Origin of the sequence: Exiguobacterium acetylicum (assembly GCF_022170825.1) — a bacterium.
Taxonomy (GTDB): Bacteria; Bacillota; Bacilli; order Exiguobacteriales; family Exiguobacteriaceae; genus Exiguobacterium_A; species Exiguobacterium_A acetylicum_B.
Genome location: NZ_CP081878.1, coordinates 2,437,269 through 2,455,875, shown reverse-complemented (window position 1 = coordinate 2,455,875; position 18,607 = coordinate 2,437,269). Strand labels below are relative to the sequence as shown.

Below are 18,607 nucleotides of genomic sequence, written 5' to 3'. Positions count from 1 at the left end.
GATTAAGCAGATTGTTGACGGCGCATCATCCATGGTCGTAGTTTCAAGAACAATGGAATGAAGAGTGCCGAGATAAACAGTGCCTTGATGACGTTAAACGGTAAGATACCGGCTGTGATCGCTGTCCATTTGACAGCTGGATCCGCCATATAGTCCATACCGAGGAACCATGCATACGCTGGAAGGATTAAGATATAGTTGAGGATCGCAAGACCAAGTGCCATCGTGATCGTACCAGCGACGAGACCTGTTGCGAGACCTTGTGTTGATTTCTTTTTGTGGTAGAACCAGCTGACAGGTAGTACGAATGCAACGCCTGCAGCAAAGTTAGCGAATTCTCCGACCGGAACACCACTTCCGCGGAAGATATAGTACAACACGTTCTTCAATGCTTCGACGATGACACCTGCGACCGGTGAGAACATGATCGCTGCGACGAGAGCCGGAACATCACTGAAGTCGATCTTCAGATAGTTCGGTAAGAACGGTAGTGGAAAGTTGATAAGCATAAGAACAAACGAAATTGAACCTAACATTGACAGAGTGACCATTTTTTGTGTGCGTTTCATACGAGTATTGTCTCCTTTTGCTCGTTCCTCTCGATGAAGTATTGGCATGACTGCGACCATAAAGAAACCCCTATTGATGAGATCAACAGGGGAGAAGTCCGCATTAAATAAACCTAATCGATTATTGCAAAAATCGATCAAATTCAAACTCATGCCGCCATCTTCTCCCATCCAGACTATACTGTCGGCTCCTGAATTACACAGAATCAGCAAATAGCGCCCTATTCGCTCGCGGGCTTCAACTCATATGAGTTGTTTACCGCCGGTCGGGAATTTCACCCTGCCCTGAAGATGGAACGATTATTTTATTGTACATACCATTTATACAACGAATTCAAGATGGTTTCAAGCAACTAGGTTTCGATTCGCTCAAAAGTTGCGTATACTAAAGAAAAGGAAGGTGATGACATGATCCATTTAACGGAGGCAGCAGCGTTACAAGTCCAGGACATGATGGCGCAGGCACCAGCAGATGAACGAAATCTTCGGATGCTCGTCCAAGGTGGTGGATGTAGTGGTCTGTCGTACGGAATGGGATTCGATCAACAAAAAGAAACGGATCTCGTTTTCGAGCAGCACGGCGTGACCGTCATCGTGGACGAAAAAGATTATCCGGTCGTCAAAGGACTGGAAGTCGATTATAAACAGTCAATGCTTGGCGGTGGATTCACGATCACGAATCCGAATGCCATCGCAACATGTGGTTGCGGAACTTCATTCCGTACGGCAACGAATGCCGGTACACCGGGTGGTTGTTGATTGATGCAATCGTGGACATCGTCCACGATTTTTTTATTGCTTTCATACAGGAGACCTGTTCCGTTGACTCGAAATATTACAGAGAGTGAATGCTACTACGAACAGGGAGGGCTTCAGGATGAGAAAAGTATTGATCTTCGGGGGAACACGTTATTTCGGACGCCGGTTAGCGATTCGCTTAGCCGATTCGGGGGATGATGTGACGATCGTCACACGTGGCGAGCATACTCCACCAGTCGCGAAGGGCTTGACATTTTTCAAAGGGGACCGGACGTCGAGTAGTACGATGAAGGACTTGAGTCAACAGCACTGGGATGTCATCTATGACAACATCTGCTTCACACCGTATCAAGCAAAGCTCGCAATCGACGCGTTTGAAGGAAAAGTCGGACGCTATGTGTTGACGTCGACGATGTCTGTTTATGAAGACGGTGGTGCGAATATCACGGAACGCGCCTACAATCCGTTTCCCGGGAAATATGACCTCGAGAAGGAACATGGATATGGTGAAGGGAAGCGCCAAGCGGAGAGTTATTTCTTCCAACGGGCGACGTTCCCAGTCGTTGCTGTCCGTTTCCCGGTCGTTCTCGGACCAGATGACTACACGGAGCGACTCGTCTTTCATATCAAGCGGGCGCTTGACGGACGCCCGACCGTTGCCGAAAACACGTATGCGAAGATGGGCTATATCTCAAGTTATGAAGCAGCAGCCTTTCTTGAGTGGTGTGGCCGTTCCGAGATGACAGGACCGATCAACGCTGCGAGTGACGGGGTCATATCGATTCAAGACCTGATGGATAAAATCGACCGAGTCGCGGGAACGACGAGCCAACTCGTCGCAAAAGGAGAGGATGAATCGCCTCTTGCGCCGGAACGTGATTTTTATATGGATACGACAGCCGCAAAACAAGCGGGCTATCTGTTCCAACATGTCGATGACTGGCTCGATCGTTTGATTGAAGAGGAGGTGCGCAATCACCAATGATGCAGTTGATGAAACCAACTCTTGCATGGGAGACAGAATACCGCGCCTTTTTAGAAGACTGGCGAGAGTCGGGCGAAACGATCGTGCCGGAAGCAGTCGGAGACACATATGAGCCGCTCGGCGCTTATTTTGCGGAACTGAAGGAAATGGAGACAACGGTCAGACCGGGGCTCGTCACCCATTCGACGTACTGGATGGTCGACGGGGAACGGATCGTTGGAGCATTGAACTTCCGGCATGATTTGACGGAGAACTTAAAATTGTACGGTGGACACATCGGATACGGCATCCGACCATCCGAGCGTCAGAAAGGGTATGCGACGACAGGTCTTCAGCTTGCGCTTGAAGAAGCGCGTAAACGGGGACTGGATCAAGTGCTATTGACCTGTGGTGTGGATAATCTCGCATCACGTCGCGTCATCTTAGCTAACGGCGGACAGGAAATCGAACCGACTGTTCGCAATGGACGTGAGACACGTCGTTTCATCATTGCGTTATGAAGATTCGTGAAGCACGTCTAGCAGATGCGTCAGCGATCGCTCGCGTTCATATTGATGCCTGGAGGGAGACGTATCAAGGTATCATTCCAGATCCGTATTTAGCACAGTTGTCGCATGCGAAACGGACGAAACAATGGGGACAGACGTTAATTGATCAGCGCGTGTATGTTGCCCTGTCAGGAGAAGAAGTCGTTGGTTTCGCGCAAGGCGGACCGAGTCGAAGTGATGCGCGTGAAGGGGAGTTATACGCGATTTATGTCTTGCGAGCGTCTCAAGGGCAGGGACTCGGGAAAGCGTTGTTTCAACGCATCGCTGATGACTTAGCGGAGTATGAGACGATGCAGGTCGCTGTTTTGCGAGATAATCCAGCATGTCGGTTTTATGAGCGATTCGGTGGTCAGATTATTGAGGAATCGATGATTGAGCGTGGTGGGGTGGAACTCTTTCAACGAGTTTACCGGATGCCAGTTCGGATGGACTAAGAGAGCGCGTGTGAAATCGGATGTTCTCAACATCTTCACTTTCCTCAGGCGGGATGTAAGCCGCGCTAGTTCCCATTTCATGTGATCTGTCGGGTCTTACCTATCCCTGACGGAAGCACGAATCGTGCTTCCTTTTCCTGTAGGAGTCGAAGCTGTTTGGGCACGTCCTATCGTAATTCCATGAAAATAAGAGGTCGGACTCCGGTATGTCATCCGGAATCCGACCTCTTATCATTTACAGTCACTCATATATATCTTAAGAATGATTTGTTACTTTTTCGAACAAGCTTGTCGAGTGTTGCGGATGACGAGCAGATGGATCAACGAGAAGTTTCGCTTGGTTGACGGCGATTGGTGCTTCACCGAAGCCTGTTGCGATCAATTTGACACGTCCTTCGTAAGTCGCGATATCACCACAAGCGAAGACACCTGGAATCGCTGTCTCCATCTTCGAGTTGACGCGAATCGAGTTCCGTTCGAATTCGACTTCCCATTCTTTTAATGGTCCGAGTGACGAGACGAAACCGAAGTTACAGACGACATCGTCAGCAGCAACGACAACGACTTCACCACTTTCAGCATGTTTGAACGTCAGCGTCTCGATGTGTGTCTCACCTGTGACGGATTCAAGTGTGTATGGCGTCATGACGTTGACGGACGAATCATGTAAAAGTTCGACTGAATGTTCATGGGCACGGAACTTGTCGCGACGATGGACGAGCGTGACGGATTTAGCAATCGGCTCAAGCATCAATGACCAGTCGACTGCAGAATCGCCGCCACCAAGTAAGACGACTTGACGATCCTTGAAACGTTCCATGTCGTTGACGAAATAGTGGAGGTTTGTTTCTTCGAAGCGTTCCGCGTCAGCGACGCCGAGTGGGCGCGCGGCGAACGAACCGTTTCCTGCTGTTAAGATAACAGTCTTCGTGTAATGTTCGCCTTTATTCGTGACGAGGCGGATGATGCCGTCGTCCATCCGTTCGTAAGCGATGACCGTTTCTCCGAGCACGTAGGTCGGATCGAATTCATTTGCTTGTTCGAGCAGACGATCGACCAGTTCCTGTGCTTTTACTTTCGGAAAACCGGCGATATCGTATATATATTTTTCAGGATAAAGCGTAGCGAGTTGCCCACCTAATTGGGGTAGACTCTCGATGACCTTCGTCTTCATCTGGCGCATTCCTGAATAAAACGCGGTGAACAGTCCGACTGGACCGCCGCCGATGATCGTGACATCATATGGTTGGTGCATCTGATTCCCTCCTAGCGTTGGATAGGTCTATTATATAGGAAATAGGGGGTTCAGGTGCAAGTGCGGGACATCTCACATTTTTTTAGGGAATTTACATTTTTCTTTTGCAATCACTTCTAAAAAGTGTTTCAATAGGCTTATAGACATGTGAACATTATTTGAACAAAATTTTTGAGCATTCGTCTGTAATTGAATGTGAAGAAAATCACAACAAAACTACGATTCGTAAGGAGTATCAGAACATGAACACACCTAACATTGTCATTCTTGGAGCGGGCTACGGTGGATTGATCACAGCAGTCAACCTTCAAAAGAAACTCGGCGTCGATCAAGCGAACATCACGTTGATCAACAAACACGACTATCATTACCAAACGACTTGGTTGCACGAACCAGCAGCAGGTACGATGTCTGCGGAGCAAGCGCGCATCTACATCAATGATGTCATTAACCCGTCACGCGTCAAACTTGTCAAAGGTATCGTTGAAAAAGTCGACACGGCTGCTAAAACGGTTCTCTTACAAGATGGCGGAACAGTTCCTTACGATTACGTCGTCGTTGCTCTCGGTGGCGTTCCTGAAACATTCGGTATCAAAGGATTGAAGGAACACGCGCTGACGATCAGCTCGTTGAACAGCGTCCGTAAAATCAAGGAACATATCGATTACTCATTCGCACAGTACAAAACAACAGGATCACAAGATCGTTCACTCTTGACGATCGTCGTTGGTGGTGCTGGATTCACAGGAATCGAGTTCATGGGTGAGCTCGTCAACCGTATTCCAGAACTGTGCAAACAATATGATATCCCACGCGAACTCGTCCGTGTCGTTAACATCGAGGCAGCACCAACAGTCCTTCCAGGATTCGATGCAGATCTCGTCAACTACGCACACAAATGGCTTGAGCGCCAAGGTATCGAGTTCAAACTTGGTAACGGCATCAAGGAATGTGGACCAGGAAGCGTCACATTCGGTCCGCTTCAAGGCGATACAACAGAAACAATCGAAGCAAACACAATCATCTGGACAGGTGGCGTCAGTGGTAACCCTGTCGTTGCAGCATCTGGATTCGAAGCGATGCGTAACCGTGTCGTCGTCGAAGAAGATCTTCGTGTTCCAGGATACGATAACGTCTTCATGATCGGTGACTGTTCAGCAGTCATGGATCCAAGCTCGAACCGTCCGTACCCACCAACTGCACAAATCGCGACACAACAAGCACACAAAGTCGCTGAGAACATCGCAGCACTCATCGCAGGTCGTCAAACATCGACGTTCACGTATGAGAACAAAGGAACGGTTGCTTCACTTGGTCATAAAGACGGTATCGGCATGGTCTTCGGTAAGAAGATCTACGGTCGTAACGCATCGTTCATGAAAAAAGTCATCGACAACAAACACTTCTTCGAACTGAAAAAACTTGGTCTTGCGATCAAAAAAGGGAAGTTCTAAGTTCACGTTTTAGGCAAATGTACACTCGTGCATTTGCCTTTTTTGTCGGTTATACTAAAAGAGATTCAAAGGGGGAACAGTATGCATATCATTCAAGCCGTGATCGGGAGTGTCCTTTATCTCGTCATGTTCTTTAGTATCGGATTCATCTTAAACATGTTGTTGCGGAGTACATGGGTGATGCTAGTACTCTATCCGGTCATCATCATCATGATGATCGACAACCAATCGACGCTCGAATACTTCACGAATGCTCGTGAAGCGATTCCGAATCTTGGCGACCGGATTGCTGGTCTACAGACGGCGGATATCACGATGTTCGCGGCAGGTCTTGCTGGAATCATCATCGCCGGTCTATCGATTCGCTTCTTGCGTAAGAGCGGTTACCAAATGTTTTAAAGTCTACTTGAGTAAGTAGGCTTTTTTCGTGTCTGAAAAACCGTTATAATAAAAACAATGTCTTTAAATAAATGTGTAAGAGCAGATTGGGTTGAGAGCGAATGGATAAACAAATGTACCACGTTATCAAGGTATTGAATAATAATGTTGTCATTTGTTCGACTGGTGCGAATCAGGAAGTCATTATCCTCGCGAAAGGGATTGGCTTCGGTCGGAAGCCAGGCGATCAACTGACAGATCTCGACAAGTTGGAAAAAGTCTACACGTTGAAGGATAAAGAAGAACAGGATCAATATAAGGCACTCGTCGGTCATCTCGATGAGAACTTCATCGCGTTGATGAACGAGATCGTCTCGATGATCGAGACACGCTTCGGAAAAAAGGTCGACGAACATATCCATATCGGATTGACGGATCATTTGACGTTCACGTTCAAGCGATTAGAACAAGGAATGGAAGTCACGAATCCGTTTCTTGCCGAAACGGAAGCCTTATATCCGGAAGAGTATGCCCTTGCAGAAGAAATCGTCGAGTTCATCAGTGCCGAGATGAATTTTTACCTGCCTCCAGCTGAGACAGGATTTATCGCACTTCATATTCATTCAGCGACGAACTTCAAAGACGTACTCGAAGTCAACCGCCATCATCAACTCGTCGGTTTAATTGCCAGTCATATCGAACAGCGACTGGAGATTAAAATCGATCGAAAATCGCTTGATTACAAGCGTCTGATTCGGCATCTTCGTTCAGCGATTGAAAGGGTTTCCAATGGGGAGTATCTAGAGGCTCCAGAAAAAGTAGAAAAGCTATTGCGTGAAGAATATCCGCTATGCTATGATACTGCTTGGGAGCTGATGTCCATCATGGAACGTCAGTTGAAGAAAGCGGTACCGCGCGGTGAGGCGACGTATCTTACGATGCATCTGCAACGCTTAGTGCAGTACGATTCAGGTAAATGACCGCACGGACTACGTGTTACTGATACGATCAGGCATGAGTGGGATGTCGGGCAAGAAGCTTTATTTCCGTTATTCAACGGGATAAGTCTATTGTCTACAATCCGCTCGTGCCTGATTTTTTTCTGTAAAAAATCGGTCAGATGTCTGACTTTTTTCGTCTCAATCATTGGCATTATTCATCATACTTCGCTCTTAACAGGAAAAGGAGGAAACACACATGTTCAAACAGATTTTTGCTGTTCTTCAACGTGTCGGTAAAGCGTTGATGCTTCCTGTAGCGATTTTGCCAGCTGCCGGTATCCTACTCGGATTCGGTAACGCGATGCAAAATCCGAACTTGACGTCAAAACTCGAGTTCTTAAAAAATGATGCAATCATCAAGGTTGCAAAATTGATGGAAGCAGCCGGGGATATCATCTTCGGTAACTTAGCACTCTTATTCGCGGTCGGTGTCGCGATTGGTCTTGCAGGGGACGGCGCAGCCGGACTTGCGGCAATCGTCGGATTCTTGATCATGAACAAAACAATGAGCGTTTGGCTCGGCGTTACACCTGAAATGGTTGCTAACGGTCAAGGATATGCAAACGTACTCGGTATCCCAACACTTCAAACAGGGGTATTCGGTGGTATCATCATCGGTCTGATCGCAGCCTGGGCGTACGGGAAGTATCATAATCTCGAATTGCCGCAGTTCCTCGGATTCTTTGCTGGTAAACGTTTCGTTCCAATCGTCACAGCTGTTGTCTCATTATTCGCAGGTCTTGTACTTGTATTCGTTTGGCCGTTCGCACAGGACGGATTAAACACATTCTCCCACTTTATGATGGAGAAAAACCCAACACTCGCAGCATTCGTCTTCGGTCTCATCGAACGTTCGTTGATTCCATTTGGTCTTCACCACATCTTCTACGCTCCATTCTGGTTCGAATTCGGTTCGTACACGAATGCAGCAGGTGATGTCGTTCGTGGTGACCAAGCGATCTTCTTCGCTCAATTGAAAGATAACGTTGAATTGACTGCTGGTACATTCATGACTGGTAAATTCCCGTTCATGATGTTCGGTCTTCCAGCAGCAGCACTCGCAATGTACCACGAAGCTCGTCCTGAGCGCCGTGCAGTCGTTGGTGGTCTTCTTGGATCAGCAGCACTTACAGCATTCTTGACAGGTATCACAGAGCCAATCGAATTCGCATTCTTGTTCGTAGCTCCAATCTTGTTCGCAGTTCACGCGGTCTTCGCAGGTCTTTCGTTCATGACAATGCAATTGTTGAACGTTAAGATCGGTATGACGTTCTCTGGTGGTTTGATTGACTTCCTTCTCTTCGGTGTTCTTCCAGGACGCACGCAGTGGTGGCTCGTCATCGTCGTTGGTCTTGCACTTTCTGTCATCTACTACGTTGGATTCCGTTTCGCAATCCGTAAATTCAACCTGAAAACGCCAGGTCGTGAAGATGAAGCGCAAGAGACTTCTTCTGTTCAAGGTTCTGAACTCGCTGAAGGTATCCTTGACGCACTCGGTTCAGAGTCGAACATCAAACACTTGGATGCATGTATTACACGTCTTCGTGTCGAAGTTCTCGACAAGTCAAAAGTCAACAAAGATGAGTTGAAAAAATTAGGTGCTGCTGGTGTCCTTGAAGTTGGTAACAACGTTCAAGCGATCTACGGACCGAAATCAGACAACATTAAGTCTGAAATCCAAGCCGTCATCGCATCACGTAAACAAGAAAAATCAGTCTAATGTTCTTTAAAATGAGTCCTTCTACGGAAGGGCTCATTTTTTTTTATGGAAAAATCTCTTAGAATCGTTTTGCGATAGAATATTTTAGGGTATGAATTAAATAGTTTGTTTAAAAAAGGAGGGGAAATACGCATGTGGAAAAACGTGTTTGGTGTCTTACAGCGGATTGGTAAGGCCCTGATGTTACCGGTAGCGATTTTACCGGCAGCGGGGTTATTGCTCGCGTTCGGGACGGCGTTTCAGAACCCGAACTTGACGCAATATTTACCGTTCCTCGAGAACGATTCGCTAGTCGTCATCTGGCGAGTCATGCAGGATGCAGGTGATATCATCTTTGCGAACCTCGGATTACTGTTTGCCGTCGGGGTCGCGATCGGTCTTGCGAATGGTGAAGGAGTCGCCGGTCTAGCAGCGATCGTTGGTTTCTTGATCATGAACAAGGTCATCAGTTCGTTTTTGCAGATTACACCAGAAAAAATCACGGAAGCCCAGAAGGCGAGTGACTTGTCGTATGCGACGGTCCTCGGGATACCGACCTTGCAGATGGGGGTATTCGGAGGGATCATTGCCGGTTTGATAGCAGCGTACAGTTATAATAAATTCTTTAAAATCAAACTGCCTGATTTCCTCGGATTCTTTGCAGGGAAACGTTTTGTTCCGATTGCAACCGCCTTATTCAGTCTCGTCGCAGGTTTTGCCCTATCGTACATTTGGCCACCGATCGGTAGTGGGATCAACACATTCTCAAAAACAATTATCGAAGCGAACGAACCGTTGTCTGCCTTCATTTTTGGACTCGTCGAACGTTCGTTGATTCCGTTTGGTCTTCACCATATCTGGTACTCAAGCTTCTGGTTCCAGTTCGGAGAATATACGGATAAAGCCGGAACGATCATCAACGGGGATCAGCGGATCTTCTTCGCACAGTTGAAGGATGGTGTACCATTTACAGCAGGAACATATATGACCGGGAAATATCCGTTCATGATGTTCGGTCTTCCAGCAGCCTGTCTTGCAATGTACCATACGGTTGCGAAGGATCGTCGTAAAGCTGTTGAAGGTCTTTACTTCTCAGCAGCGCTAACTTCTTTCCTGACTGGTATTACTGAGCCAGTCGAGTTCTCCTTCGTATTCGTCGCACCACTCTTGTTTGCCGTTCACGCCGTCTTTGCCGGACTTTCATTCATGATCATGGATTTACTGAACGTCAAGATCGGGATGACGTTCTCGGGTGGACTGATTGACTACACGTTATTCGGGATTCTACCGAACCGCACCTCGTGGTGGCTCGTCATTCCAGTCGGTCTAGCCTTCGCTGTCATCTATTACTTCGGCTTCCGCTTCGTTATTACGAAGTTTGATTTGAAGATTCCTGGACGCGAAGCGATTAAAGAAGGTGCCGCGACATCAACGGCACAAGCTGGCGATCTACCGTATGAGATTCTACAAGCATTCGGTGGTCCGTCGAATATCAAACATCTCGATGCCTGTATCACACGTCTTCGGATTACGGTTAATGATAAGTCCGGAGTCAATAAAGATCGTTTGAAAGAACTCGGTGCTGCCGGCGTCCTTGAAGTCGGAGATAACGTCCAGGCAATCTTTGGACCAAAATCCGACGGCATTAAGACCGAGATGGCAGATATCATGAAAGATCCAAATTATAAACCGAAAGAGACACCAGAAGCAGATCCAATCCCGCAAGTTCCAACGGGAGACGAAGCACGAACTTCTGGATCAAATGCAACCGATACGAGTCCACTTGCAGGAGATCGTGGTGGTGCTTATGTTCCTGAAGATGGTTATGTCGCACCGCTGAGCGGTATCATCCGTTCACTTGATGATGTGCCGGATCAAGTCTTCTCCGGACGCATGATGGGTGACGGATACGCGATTGAACCAACGGAAGGATATGTCGTCTCTCCAGTCTCTGGTGAGATCACGACCTTCTTCCCGACGAAACACGCGATTGGTATTCTTGCTGATAATGGAGATGAAATCTTGATTCATATCGGTATTGATACCGTTTCTCTCGAAGGAAAAGGATTTGAGGCGTTGGCGAAAGCTGGCGATCGTGTGGAACCAGGTACGCCACTTCTCAACGTTGATCTTGAACAAGTGCGACCACTCGTTCCATCATTACTGACACCAATCATCGTCACGAACAGCGGCGATCGAAAAGTCGACGTTGATGTTGGACGGACGGTCGAAGCAGGAGAAGCGATTTCGTATCGTGTAGAATAAGAAATCAAAGCGGCGGATCGTCATGAGCGATCCGTCTTTTTTGTGTGAAAATATAGTAGAACACATTTGATAATGAGATTTTGCACATATGATGATACAATGAGTTAGCTATTATAAGAGTTAGCTAATTTTTTTAGAAATGAGGTGCGTCGATGTCTTCGACTACAACAAAAACGAATACGACACCTGTCGTCATTGGATTATTGATTGGGATTTTAGTTGCGGCAATGGATAACACGATTGTTGCGACGGCAATGCCAACGATCGTCAGCGAACTGAATGGGTTTGATCAGTACGCGTGGGTCACATCTGCTTACATGATCGCAACCGTTGCTGGGATGCCGATCTTCGGTAAACTGAGTGATATGTATGGAAGAAAACGCTTCTTCCTCTTTGGAATGCTCATCTTCATGATTGGGAGTATCTTATGTGGAATGGCAGACTCGATCATTGAGCTGTCTGCTTATCGTGCGTTACAAGGGCTCGGTGGAGGGGCATTGATGCCAATCGCCTTTACGATCATCTTTGATATCTTCCCACCCGAAAAACGCGGTAAAGTCAGTGGTCTATTTGGAGCAGTCTTTGGAATTTCAAGTATCTTTGGTCCGTTACTTGGTGCTGTATTGACCGACTCCCTCGACTGGCGCTGGGTGTTCTACATCAATATCCCGCTCGGCTTGATTGCGCTTGGTCTCGTGACGGTCTTTTATCAGGAGTCGCCGGTTCACCGGACACAAAAAATCGATTATGTCGGTGCGGTTACGCTTGTCGCAGGATTGATTCTATTCTTGCTCGCGCTAGAAATGGGTGGGAAAGAGTATGCGTGGTCTTCACCACAAATTCTCGGCTTATTCGGAGCGGCACTCGTTTCGTTCATTGCCTTTGCGTTCGCTGAACGACGTGCAGCGGATCCCGTTATTACGTTTAGTTTGTTCCGTCGTCGTCTCTTTGCTGCAACACAAGGTGTGGCTTTCTTTTATGGGTTCGTCTTCATCTCAGCAAGTGTGTTCATTCCAATCTTCGTGCAAGGTGTCTTCGGGGGAAGCGCAACGAATTCCGGTCTGATCTTGATGCCGATGTTGATTGCCTCGGTCATCTCGGCACAACTCGGTGGACAATTACCGAATAAGTTTGGATTCCGAAACGTCATGATCGTCTCGGCTGTCTTTTTCTTACTCGGTGTCTATCTCCTCAGTACGATGACGCTTGATACATCCCGAACAGCAGTCACGATCTATATGATCATTCTCGGATTCGGGGTTGGGTTCAGCTTCTCGTTGTTGAATCTAGCAAGTATCAATGGGATCGAGATGCAACGCCGTGGTGCTGCGACTTCGATGGGATCAACGTTCCGAACAATCGGGATGACGCTTGGTGTCACGGTCCTTGGAATCATTCAGTCACGAACGTTCACATCAGCTGTCTCCGATCGGTTGCCGCAAGGTGAGGCGCCGTCGGGTGGACAATTCCCAACGGCAGCTGCGTTTGCGAAGATGCCGCCAGAAGTTGCGACAGCGATTAAGACGTCGCTTGCAGAATCGATTTCAACCGTCTATTTCTGGGCGTTGATTCCAGCAGTGCTTGGTGTCATCTTTATCTTCTTGATGGGGAACGAGCGTCCGATTTTATCGGAACAAGCGGCTCCAGAAAAGAAAAAACAAGCTCAATAATCACGTTCCAACAACGTCTTCTTTCTTATTAGAAAGATGGCGTTATTTTTTTTATAAGACAAAAAAGACGAACCTGGAATTCTCCAGATTCGTCTAACAGGACTTATTTTTTGATATCGAATGTCGTGCTGAGGAAGTCAACGACTTCTTCTGCCGTATCCATATCAAGTACTTGCTCAACGATTGCTTCACATTCTGACTTGTTGAGACGTGTCATCAAGCTACGTGCGCGAAGGACAGATGATGCTGACATCGAGAACTCATCGAGACCAAGACCAAGAAGGATTGGAAGTGCCAATTCTTCTCCTGCCATCTCACCACACATACCGACCCATTTGCCTGCTTTGTGTGCTTCTGTGATGACGTTGTTCAAGAGGTTCAAGATGGCTGGGTTGAACGGTTGGTACAGGTATGATACTTTTTCGTTCATCCGGTCTGCTGCCATCGTGTATTGAATCAAATCGTTCGTTCCGACTGAGAAGAAGTCGACTTCTTTTGCGAACTGACGAGCCATGACCGCTGTTGCTGGGATTTCGACCATCATACCGACTTCGATGTCTTCCGATACAGTGACGCCTTCAGCTTGGAGATTTGCTTTCTCTTCAAGGAGAAGAGCTTTTGCAGCACGGAACTCTTCGATTGTTGCGATCATCGGGAACATGACAGCGAGTTTACCGTGTGCACTTGCACGAAGAAGTGCGCGCAATTGTGTACGGAACAAGTCTGTTTGATCGAGACAGAGACGAATTGCACGGTAACCGAGGAACGGGTTCATCTCGTGTGGGAGATCAAGGTACGACAATTCTTTGTCACCACCGATATCAAGTGTCCGGATGACAACTTTTTTATCGCCCATTGACTCGAGAACTGTTTTGTATGCTGTGAACTGCTCGTCTTCCGTTGGGAACGTCTCTGCATCCATGTAGAGGAATTCCGTACGATAAAGACCGACTGCTTCTGCACCGTTTTCAAGCACACCTTTGACATCGTTTGGTGTACCGATGTTTGCAGCGAGCTCAACGTGATGACCGTCAGCTGTCATTGTTTTTTCATTCTTGAGTTTCTTCCACTCTTCTTTTTGTGCGATGTATGCTGCACGTTTTGCTTCATACTCAGCCACTTGCTCTTCACTTGGGTTAACGATGACGTCACCTTCAGCACCATCAAGGATGAGAAGATCGCCATGTTTCACATCCGTCAAGACAACTTTTGTTCCGACGACTGCAGGGATTTCGAGTGAACGTGACATGATGGCAGAGTGCGATGTCCGGCCACCAATGTTCGTTGCGAAACCTTTTGCATATTTACGGTTCAACTGAGCTGTATCTGAAGGAGTCAAGTCTTCTGCGATGATGATGACTTCTTCGTTGATTTGAGCTGGAGTGACGAACGTGATACCGAGAAGGTGAGCCATCGTCCGTTTCGTGACGTCACGGACGTCTGCTGCACGTTCGCGCATGTATTCGTTATCCATTGATTCGAAAATCATGACCATCATGTTCGCGACTTCATCGAGTGCTTTCGCAGCATTTGCTTGCTCGTCCTCGATTTTTGCGTTCACCTGACTAACGATTTCCGGATCTTCTAAGATGAGAAGGTGAGCTGAGAAGATCTCTGCTTTATCTGGACCTAATTCTTGTAAGGTATTTTCACGAATGACTTCGAGTTCCGTCTTCGATTTTGCGATTGCTGCTTGGAAACGTTCTTTTTCCGCAGCTGCATCCTCGATTTTGTGCGATGGAATTTCAAAGACCGGTGTTTCCATTACGAATGCTTTTGCAATCGCAATCCCTGCAGAAGCGCCAATTCCCTTGATATGTTGTGCCATGTGCATTACCCTCTTTTCAGTAAGTTTTTTTAACGCGACGACTTCGTTTCTTAGCTATCTATAGATACCCATAAACGCCTCTCTCTTAACGAGCCTTCTGCGTACTCTCCCTTGAATGAAAACGTAGACATTTCCCGGAACAGCAAACGCATCGTTTCTTGAAGTGTCTCAACATTTCACCCGTTTAATCCTATCATATTGTGAAACGGGCAACAATTGTTTGAAACTAAGCATTTCGACAAATTGTCGAACAGAACTAGTGAAAGCGTTTGCGGTAAGTCGAGAGGCTATCAGTTGGAAAATGACTGAAAACACTTCATACTAATAGATACTAGTCAAAGGGGGAGTTTTATATGCAAATTAATCAAACCGTAGACGTACTCGTTGTCGGGATTTCAGGAAATCAACCACTCGATGAACGGTTACAAGGACTGTATGGTGACAAATTAGAGGAGTGGGTCCGTCAAGGTGACATCTCAACAAAACGAGGAGAACTGCGACTGTTGCCAACGTTAACAGGAGACGTCGCACGTGTCTTGTTCGTCGGACTCGGGAAAGTCGATCAACTCGCGCAAGATGATTTACGTCGCTTGCTCGGAAAAGCAGCACAACATGTCAAAGCCCGTCGCTTAGAACATGTCACAGTCGACGCGACGACATTCCCAGGGCAACCGGTTGAACTGATTGCCGAAACGTTCACCCTCGCTACATATGAGGTCAAGCACTATAAGACGTCTCCTTCTACAGCGTACACGCTTCATTTGACGGTCTTACCATTAGAGGAAGAAGCAACACGGCGTGGAACGGTCTTGGCTGAAGCGACGAACTTAGCGCGTCGTCTCGTGACGATGCCAGGGAATCTCTTGACGGCTCCAGCGCTTGCAGACGAAGCACACTTTATTGCGGAACGTCATGGGCACGACCTCCGGATCATCGACAAGGAAGAGATGGAAGCACTCGGGATGGGCGCATTGCTTGCCGTCAACCAAGGATCCGTCATTCCACCGAAATTGATCGTCCTTGAATATAAAGGATCAGCAGAAGCACCGATTGCCGTCGTCGGGAAAGGTGTTACCTTCGATACAGGTGGTTATTCAATCAAACCAAAAGACGGCATCGTCGGAATGAAAGGCGACATGGGTGGAGCAGCAGCCGTACTCGGTCTGTTTGAAGCACTCGGTCAGCTCAAGCCAGATGTTCATGTCATCGGAGTCATTCCGGCAACAGACAATATGATTTCAGGAGATGCCTTCAAACCGGACGATGTCATCACATCGATGGCAGGTAAAACGATTGAAGTCTTGAACACGGACGCGGAAGGACGGCTTGTCCTCGCTGACGCGGTCACGTACGTGAAAGAGTATCAGCCAAAAGCGATCATTGATCTTGCGACTTTGACAGGTGGTGTCCTTGTGGCACTTGGAACAGAAATCACAGGTGCGTTGACGAATGACGCGTCGCTCTACGAACGTTTTGAACAGGTGACGAAGGAGACGAATGAGATGGTCTGGCAAATGCCGTATGTCGATGCGTTCATCAAACAAGTTCGTCGTTCAGACGTCGCAGACTTGAACAACTCACCAGGTCGCATGGGGCATATGATCTTCGGTGGTGCGTTCGTCGGTGAATTCGTCGGAGACACACCTTGGCTACACCTCGATATCGCAGGAACATCGGAACAAAATCAAGCGTCCGAGATTGGTCCAAAAGGAGCAACCGGCGTCATGGTTCGTAGTCTGTACCGGTTCGTCGAGCAAGAAAAATGATGCGCTGGAATCTACTCGGCGTTTTGTTGACGATTCTTACAATCGTCTGGTACTTGGATGCGCGCGACCGTCTATCGCTCGGTCTCGCGACGTTCATCGGCATCTTCACAGTATTGTCGCTACTACGTTCTTTAAGGGAGAAGACGAATGACCGTCATCGGGATTGATGCTGCGAAAGCAGGTTGGGTCGTCGTCATATACGAAAACGGTCGTTATACGGGATCCGTCGAGCCGACGCTTGCACGGATTCCGATCGCTGACCGGATTTGGATCGACATGCCGATTGGCTTGATGGAAGGACGACGGGAAACGGATAAACTGTTGCGACAGGAATTACGCCCTGGGCGAACGAGCAGTGTCTTTAATGCACCGTTCCTCAGTGCGTTGACCGCGTCAACTTATATGGAAGCAAATGATTTGGCCAAACAACATGCTGGCATTGGCCTCTCAAAACAAGCATGGTATCTCTTACCGAAAATTCGGGAAGTCCGTCATGCGTATCGGAACGAGATGGTCGAAGCGCATCCGGAAGTTTGCTTCGCACGGCTCTCCGGTCAACCGGCACGTTTTTCAAAAAAGACGACAGAAGGGATCGCAGAACGAATCGCATTGCTCGAGCGCTTCGATTGTCCACCGTTATGGGATCAACGCCAGTTGCATGTTGCAATCGATGATTGGCTGGATGCGTGTCTGCTTGCGACCGGCGCCCGTTTTCCGTGCGATTATCTGCCAGCAACTCAACCGCTGGATTCAGAAGGATATCCTTTATATGCAGCAGCACCAAAAAATCACCCTCACCGAAATGGTGTGGGTGATCCTTTAACGAAGTCCCAGATGTAATGGAAAATCTGAGCGTTGTAGAGTGCTTTTAAGATGACAGCGATCAATGGTCCGAGGATTAATCCGAAGACACCAAAGAATTTGATCCCGACGAACAGCGCAATCAATGCCGTGATCGGTTGAATGCCGATATTGTCACCGACGATCTTCGGTTCCATGATGTTGCGCTGCAGAATGACGAGGGCGTACAAAATACCAAGGCCGATCGCAAGCGTCGTATCTCCGGTAATCATGGAGTAAGCAATCCATGGCAAGAAGACGGAACCGGTACCAAGGTACGGTAAGATGTCAAAAAAGGCAGCGATAAAGGCGATGGCAATCGGGTGCTCGACACCAATGATGAGCAAACCAATCAAGACGATGAAGAACGTGATCGTGATCAAGGTGAACTGTGCTTTAAGATAGCCGAACAAGGCAGAGCGTAAGCTCAAGAAGACGGATTCGAAACGCGCGAACCAAGGGAGCATCTCATAACGTTTCAATCGCATCTCGTACTGGTGCCAATCCTTTGCGATGAAGAACCAAGCGAGTAGGACAATGACGAAAATCAAAGCAATCGATGGTAATGTCGCTAGGACCGTCTGTAACATCATGGCGATACTTTTTGAGCCTTCACCAATCGCACTCGCAAGTGAACTACCGAGTGATTGGATACTGTTTTGGACCGTATTTTGTTGCGATGGTTCGAGTGAACGTAAGGCTTCAGAAGCATCGTTCCAAATCGGTGCCAGTTTTTCATTGTAGAGCTTTTGAAAATACAAGCTCAGCTCTTGGATTTGTGCCGGTAATTGATTGGCGACGAATACAAGACCACGAATCAACTGCATGATGATCAAGGCGAGGGAACCGAGTAACAGACCACTGATCAAGATGATAGACAGCAGGGCACCCCATCCGCGATTCATTCGTAACCGTTTCTGGAAGAAGTCGACGAGCGGTCGGCTGAAAAGGGCAAGCAGAAACGCGAAGACGAATGGATATAAGATAGATGAGAGACGGACAAGTAACCATCCGCCAACTACGAAGGCGAAGATCACCGTCAGGAACCGGGCCATCTGCCAAAGACGTTCAGTCGACATAAGCAACACCTCTTAGTGGTTTATGTATAATTGATAACATCATATCACGTTTAGGAACGTTACGAGTCATTCAAAAG

The 18,607-nt window shown here is 47.7% G+C and carries 17 protein-coding genes and 1 riboswitch; of the genes, 13 read left to right on the top strand and 4 right to left on the bottom strand.

Features of this window, described 5'->3' with window-relative positions; genetic code table 11:
- Window positions 1-2: 2 nt before the first annotated feature.
- A complete protein-coding gene (locus tag K6T22_RS12870; protein WP_029342415.1) occupies window positions 3-569 on the bottom strand; it encodes an ECF transporter S component in 567 nt (188 codons plus the stop codon).
- 155 nt (window positions 570-724) lie between these two features.
- A riboswitch (FMN riboswitch) is annotated at window positions 725-866 on the bottom strand.
- Between the two features lie 111 nt (window positions 867-977).
- Between K6T22_RS12870 and K6T22_RS12865 the strand changes: the two genes are divergently transcribed.
- The 4 genes from K6T22_RS12865 (at window position 978) to K6T22_RS12850 (ending at window position 3,295) form a co-directional block, all read left to right on the top strand.
- Entirely contained in the window at window positions 978-1,328 is a 351-nt protein-coding gene (locus tag K6T22_RS12865) for a HesB/IscA family protein (RefSeq protein ID WP_053454118.1), read from the top strand.
- A gap of 118 nt (window positions 1,329-1,446) precedes the next feature.
- On the top strand, window positions 1,447-2,313 hold the full coding sequence (locus tag K6T22_RS12860) for an NAD-dependent epimerase/dehydratase family protein (RefSeq protein ID WP_238237675.1): 867 nt from the start codon (window positions 1,447-1,449) through the stop codon (window positions 2,311-2,313).
- Window positions 2,310-2,813: a GNAT family N-acetyltransferase gene (locus K6T22_RS12855; protein ID WP_238237673.1), complete on the top strand. Its 504-nt coding sequence runs from the start codon at window positions 2,310-2,312 to the stop codon at window positions 2,811-2,813. Before K6T22_RS12860 ends, K6T22_RS12855 begins: the two co-directional genes overlap by 4 nt.
- Window positions 2,810-3,295 carry a GNAT family N-acetyltransferase gene (locus K6T22_RS12850; RefSeq protein ID WP_238237672.1) on the top strand — a complete coding sequence of 162 codons (486 nt, stop codon included), beginning with the start codon at window positions 2,810-2,812 and terminating at the stop codon, window positions 3,293-3,295. Before K6T22_RS12855 ends, K6T22_RS12850 begins: the two co-directional genes overlap by 4 nt.
- A 256-nt stretch (window positions 3,296-3,551) precedes the next feature.
- Here K6T22_RS12850 and K6T22_RS12845 read toward each other — a convergent pair whose 3' ends face one another.
- Entirely contained in the window at window positions 3,552-4,550 is a 999-nt protein-coding gene (locus tag K6T22_RS12845) for an NAD(P)/FAD-dependent oxidoreductase (protein ID WP_023469135.1), read from the bottom strand.
- A 242-nt stretch (window positions 4,551-4,792) separates the two neighbouring features.
- On the opposite strand from K6T22_RS12845, the gene K6T22_RS12840 reads away from it, so the two are divergent.
- The 6 genes from K6T22_RS12840 (at window position 4,793) to K6T22_RS12815 (ending at window position 13,017) form a co-directional block, all read left to right on the top strand.
- On the top strand, window positions 4,793-6,004 hold the full coding sequence (locus tag K6T22_RS12840; RefSeq protein ID WP_238237670.1) for an NAD(P)/FAD-dependent oxidoreductase: 1,212 nt from the start codon (window positions 4,793-4,795) through the stop codon (window positions 6,002-6,004).
- Window positions 6,005-6,085: 81 nt separating this feature from the next.
- Complete coding sequence (locus K6T22_RS12835) at window positions 6,086-6,403, top strand: YuiB family protein (protein ID WP_023469133.1); 318 nt, start codon at window positions 6,086-6,088, stop codon at window positions 6,401-6,403.
- 101 nt (window positions 6,404-6,504) lie between these two features.
- Window positions 6,505-7,362 (top strand): glucose PTS transporter transcription antiterminator GlcT, encoded by an 858-nt coding sequence (glcT, locus tag K6T22_RS12830; RefSeq protein ID WP_023469132.1) that lies wholly within the window; start codon window positions 6,505-6,507, stop codon window positions 7,360-7,362.
- 217 nt (window positions 7,363-7,579) lie between these two features.
- Window positions 7,580-9,103 (top strand): glucose-specific PTS transporter subunit IIBC, encoded by a 1,524-nt coding sequence (gene ptsG, locus K6T22_RS12825; RefSeq protein ID WP_410501711.1) that lies wholly within the window; start codon window positions 7,580-7,582, stop codon window positions 9,101-9,103.
- Window positions 9,104-9,235: 132 nt separating this feature from the next.
- The gene (gene ptsG / locus K6T22_RS12820) at window positions 9,236-11,347 is read left to right on the top strand and encodes a glucose-specific PTS transporter subunit IIBC (protein ID WP_238237668.1); all 2,112 of its coding nucleotides are present in this window, start codon (window positions 9,236-9,238) and stop codon (window positions 11,345-11,347) included.
- Window positions 11,348-11,499: 152 nt separating this feature from the next.
- Window positions 11,500-13,017, top strand: a complete 1,518-nt coding sequence (locus K6T22_RS12815) for an MDR family MFS transporter (protein WP_238237666.1) — start codon at window positions 11,500-11,502, stop codon at window positions 13,015-13,017.
- A 103-nt stretch (window positions 13,018-13,120) separates the two neighbouring features.
- Here the strand turns inward: K6T22_RS12815 and ptsP are convergent, their stop codons facing one another.
- Window positions 13,121-14,845: a phosphoenolpyruvate--protein phosphotransferase gene (gene ptsP / locus K6T22_RS12810; protein WP_238237665.1), complete on the bottom strand. Its 1,725-nt coding sequence runs from the start codon at window positions 14,843-14,845 to the stop codon at window positions 13,121-13,123.
- Between the two features lie 353 nt (window positions 14,846-15,198).
- Between ptsP and K6T22_RS12805 the strand changes: the two genes are divergently transcribed.
- The 3 genes from K6T22_RS12805 to K6T22_RS12795 are packed head-to-tail and all read left to right on the top strand — an operon-like array spanning window position 15,199 to window position 17,451.
- Window positions 15,199-16,611: a leucyl aminopeptidase gene (locus tag K6T22_RS12805; protein ID WP_238237664.1), complete on the top strand. Its 1,413-nt coding sequence runs from the start codon at window positions 15,199-15,201 to the stop codon at window positions 16,609-16,611.
- Window positions 16,608-16,778 carry a hypothetical protein gene (locus K6T22_RS12800; RefSeq protein WP_238237663.1) on the top strand — a complete coding sequence of 57 codons (171 nt, stop codon included), beginning with the start codon at window positions 16,608-16,610 and terminating at the stop codon, window positions 16,776-16,778. Before K6T22_RS12805 ends, K6T22_RS12800 begins: the two co-directional genes overlap by 4 nt.
- Entirely contained in the window at window positions 16,759-17,451 is a 693-nt protein-coding gene (locus tag K6T22_RS12795; RefSeq protein WP_238237662.1) for a DUF429 domain-containing protein, read from the top strand. Before K6T22_RS12800 ends, K6T22_RS12795 begins: the two co-directional genes overlap by 20 nt.
- Here the strand turns inward: K6T22_RS12795 and ytvI are convergent.
- Window positions 17,406-18,530, bottom strand: coding sequence for a sporulation integral membrane protein YtvI (ytvI, locus tag K6T22_RS12790; protein ID WP_238237661.1), 1,125 nt, complete (start codon window positions 18,528-18,530; stop codon window positions 17,406-17,408). The genes K6T22_RS12795 and ytvI overlap by 46 nt on opposite strands.
- Window positions 18,531-18,607 lie beyond the last annotated feature (77 nt).

Excerpts from the sequence above, each read along its gene's own strand:
- K6T22_RS12870 (WP_029342415.1), bottom strand. The coding sequence starts at position 569 with ATGAAACGCACACAAAAAATGGTCACTCTGTCAATGTTAGGTTCAATT.
- K6T22_RS12865 (WP_053454118.1), top strand. The coding sequence starts at position 978 with ATGATCCATTTAACGGAGGCAGCAGCGTTACAAGTCCAGGACATGATG.
- K6T22_RS12860 (WP_238237675.1), top strand. The coding sequence starts at position 1,447 with ATGAGAAAAGTATTGATCTTCGGGGGAACACGTTATTTCGGACGCCGG.
- K6T22_RS12855 (WP_238237673.1), top strand. The coding sequence starts at position 2,310 with ATGATGCAGTTGATGAAACCAACTCTTGCATGGGAGACAGAATACCGC.
- K6T22_RS12850 (WP_238237672.1), top strand. The coding sequence starts at position 2,810 with ATGAAGATTCGTGAAGCACGTCTAGCAGATGCGTCAGCGATCGCTCGC.
- K6T22_RS12845 (WP_023469135.1), bottom strand. The coding sequence starts at position 4,550 with ATGCACCAACCATATGATGTCACGATCATCGGCGGCGGTCCAGTCGGA.
- K6T22_RS12840 (WP_238237670.1), top strand. The coding sequence starts at position 4,793 with ATGAACACACCTAACATTGTCATTCTTGGAGCGGGCTACGGTGGATTG.
- K6T22_RS12835 (WP_023469133.1), top strand. The coding sequence starts at position 6,086 with ATGCATATCATTCAAGCCGTGATCGGGAGTGTCCTTTATCTCGTCATG.
- glcT (WP_023469132.1), top strand. The coding sequence starts at position 6,505 with ATGGATAAACAAATGTACCACGTTATCAAGGTATTGAATAATAATGTT.
- ptsG (WP_410501711.1), top strand. The coding sequence starts at position 7,580 with ATGTTCAAACAGATTTTTGCTGTTCTTCAACGTGTCGGTAAAGCGTTG.
- ptsG (WP_238237668.1), top strand. The coding sequence starts at position 9,236 with ATGTGGAAAAACGTGTTTGGTGTCTTACAGCGGATTGGTAAGGCCCTG.
- K6T22_RS12815 (WP_238237666.1), top strand. The coding sequence starts at position 11,500 with ATGTCTTCGACTACAACAAAAACGAATACGACACCTGTCGTCATTGGA.
- ptsP (WP_238237665.1), bottom strand. The coding sequence starts at position 14,845 with ATGGCACAACATATCAAGGGAATTGGCGCTTCTGCAGGGATTGCGATT.
- K6T22_RS12805 (WP_238237664.1), top strand. The coding sequence starts at position 15,199 with ATGCAAATTAATCAAACCGTAGACGTACTCGTTGTCGGGATTTCAGGA.
- K6T22_RS12800 (WP_238237663.1), top strand. The coding sequence starts at position 16,608 with ATGATGCGCTGGAATCTACTCGGCGTTTTGTTGACGATTCTTACAATC.
- K6T22_RS12795 (WP_238237662.1), top strand. The coding sequence starts at position 16,759 with ATGACCGTCATCGGGATTGATGCTGCGAAAGCAGGTTGGGTCGTCGTC.
- ytvI (WP_238237661.1), bottom strand. The coding sequence starts at position 18,530 with ATGTCGACTGAACGTCTTTGGCAGATGGCCCGGTTCCTGACGGTGATC.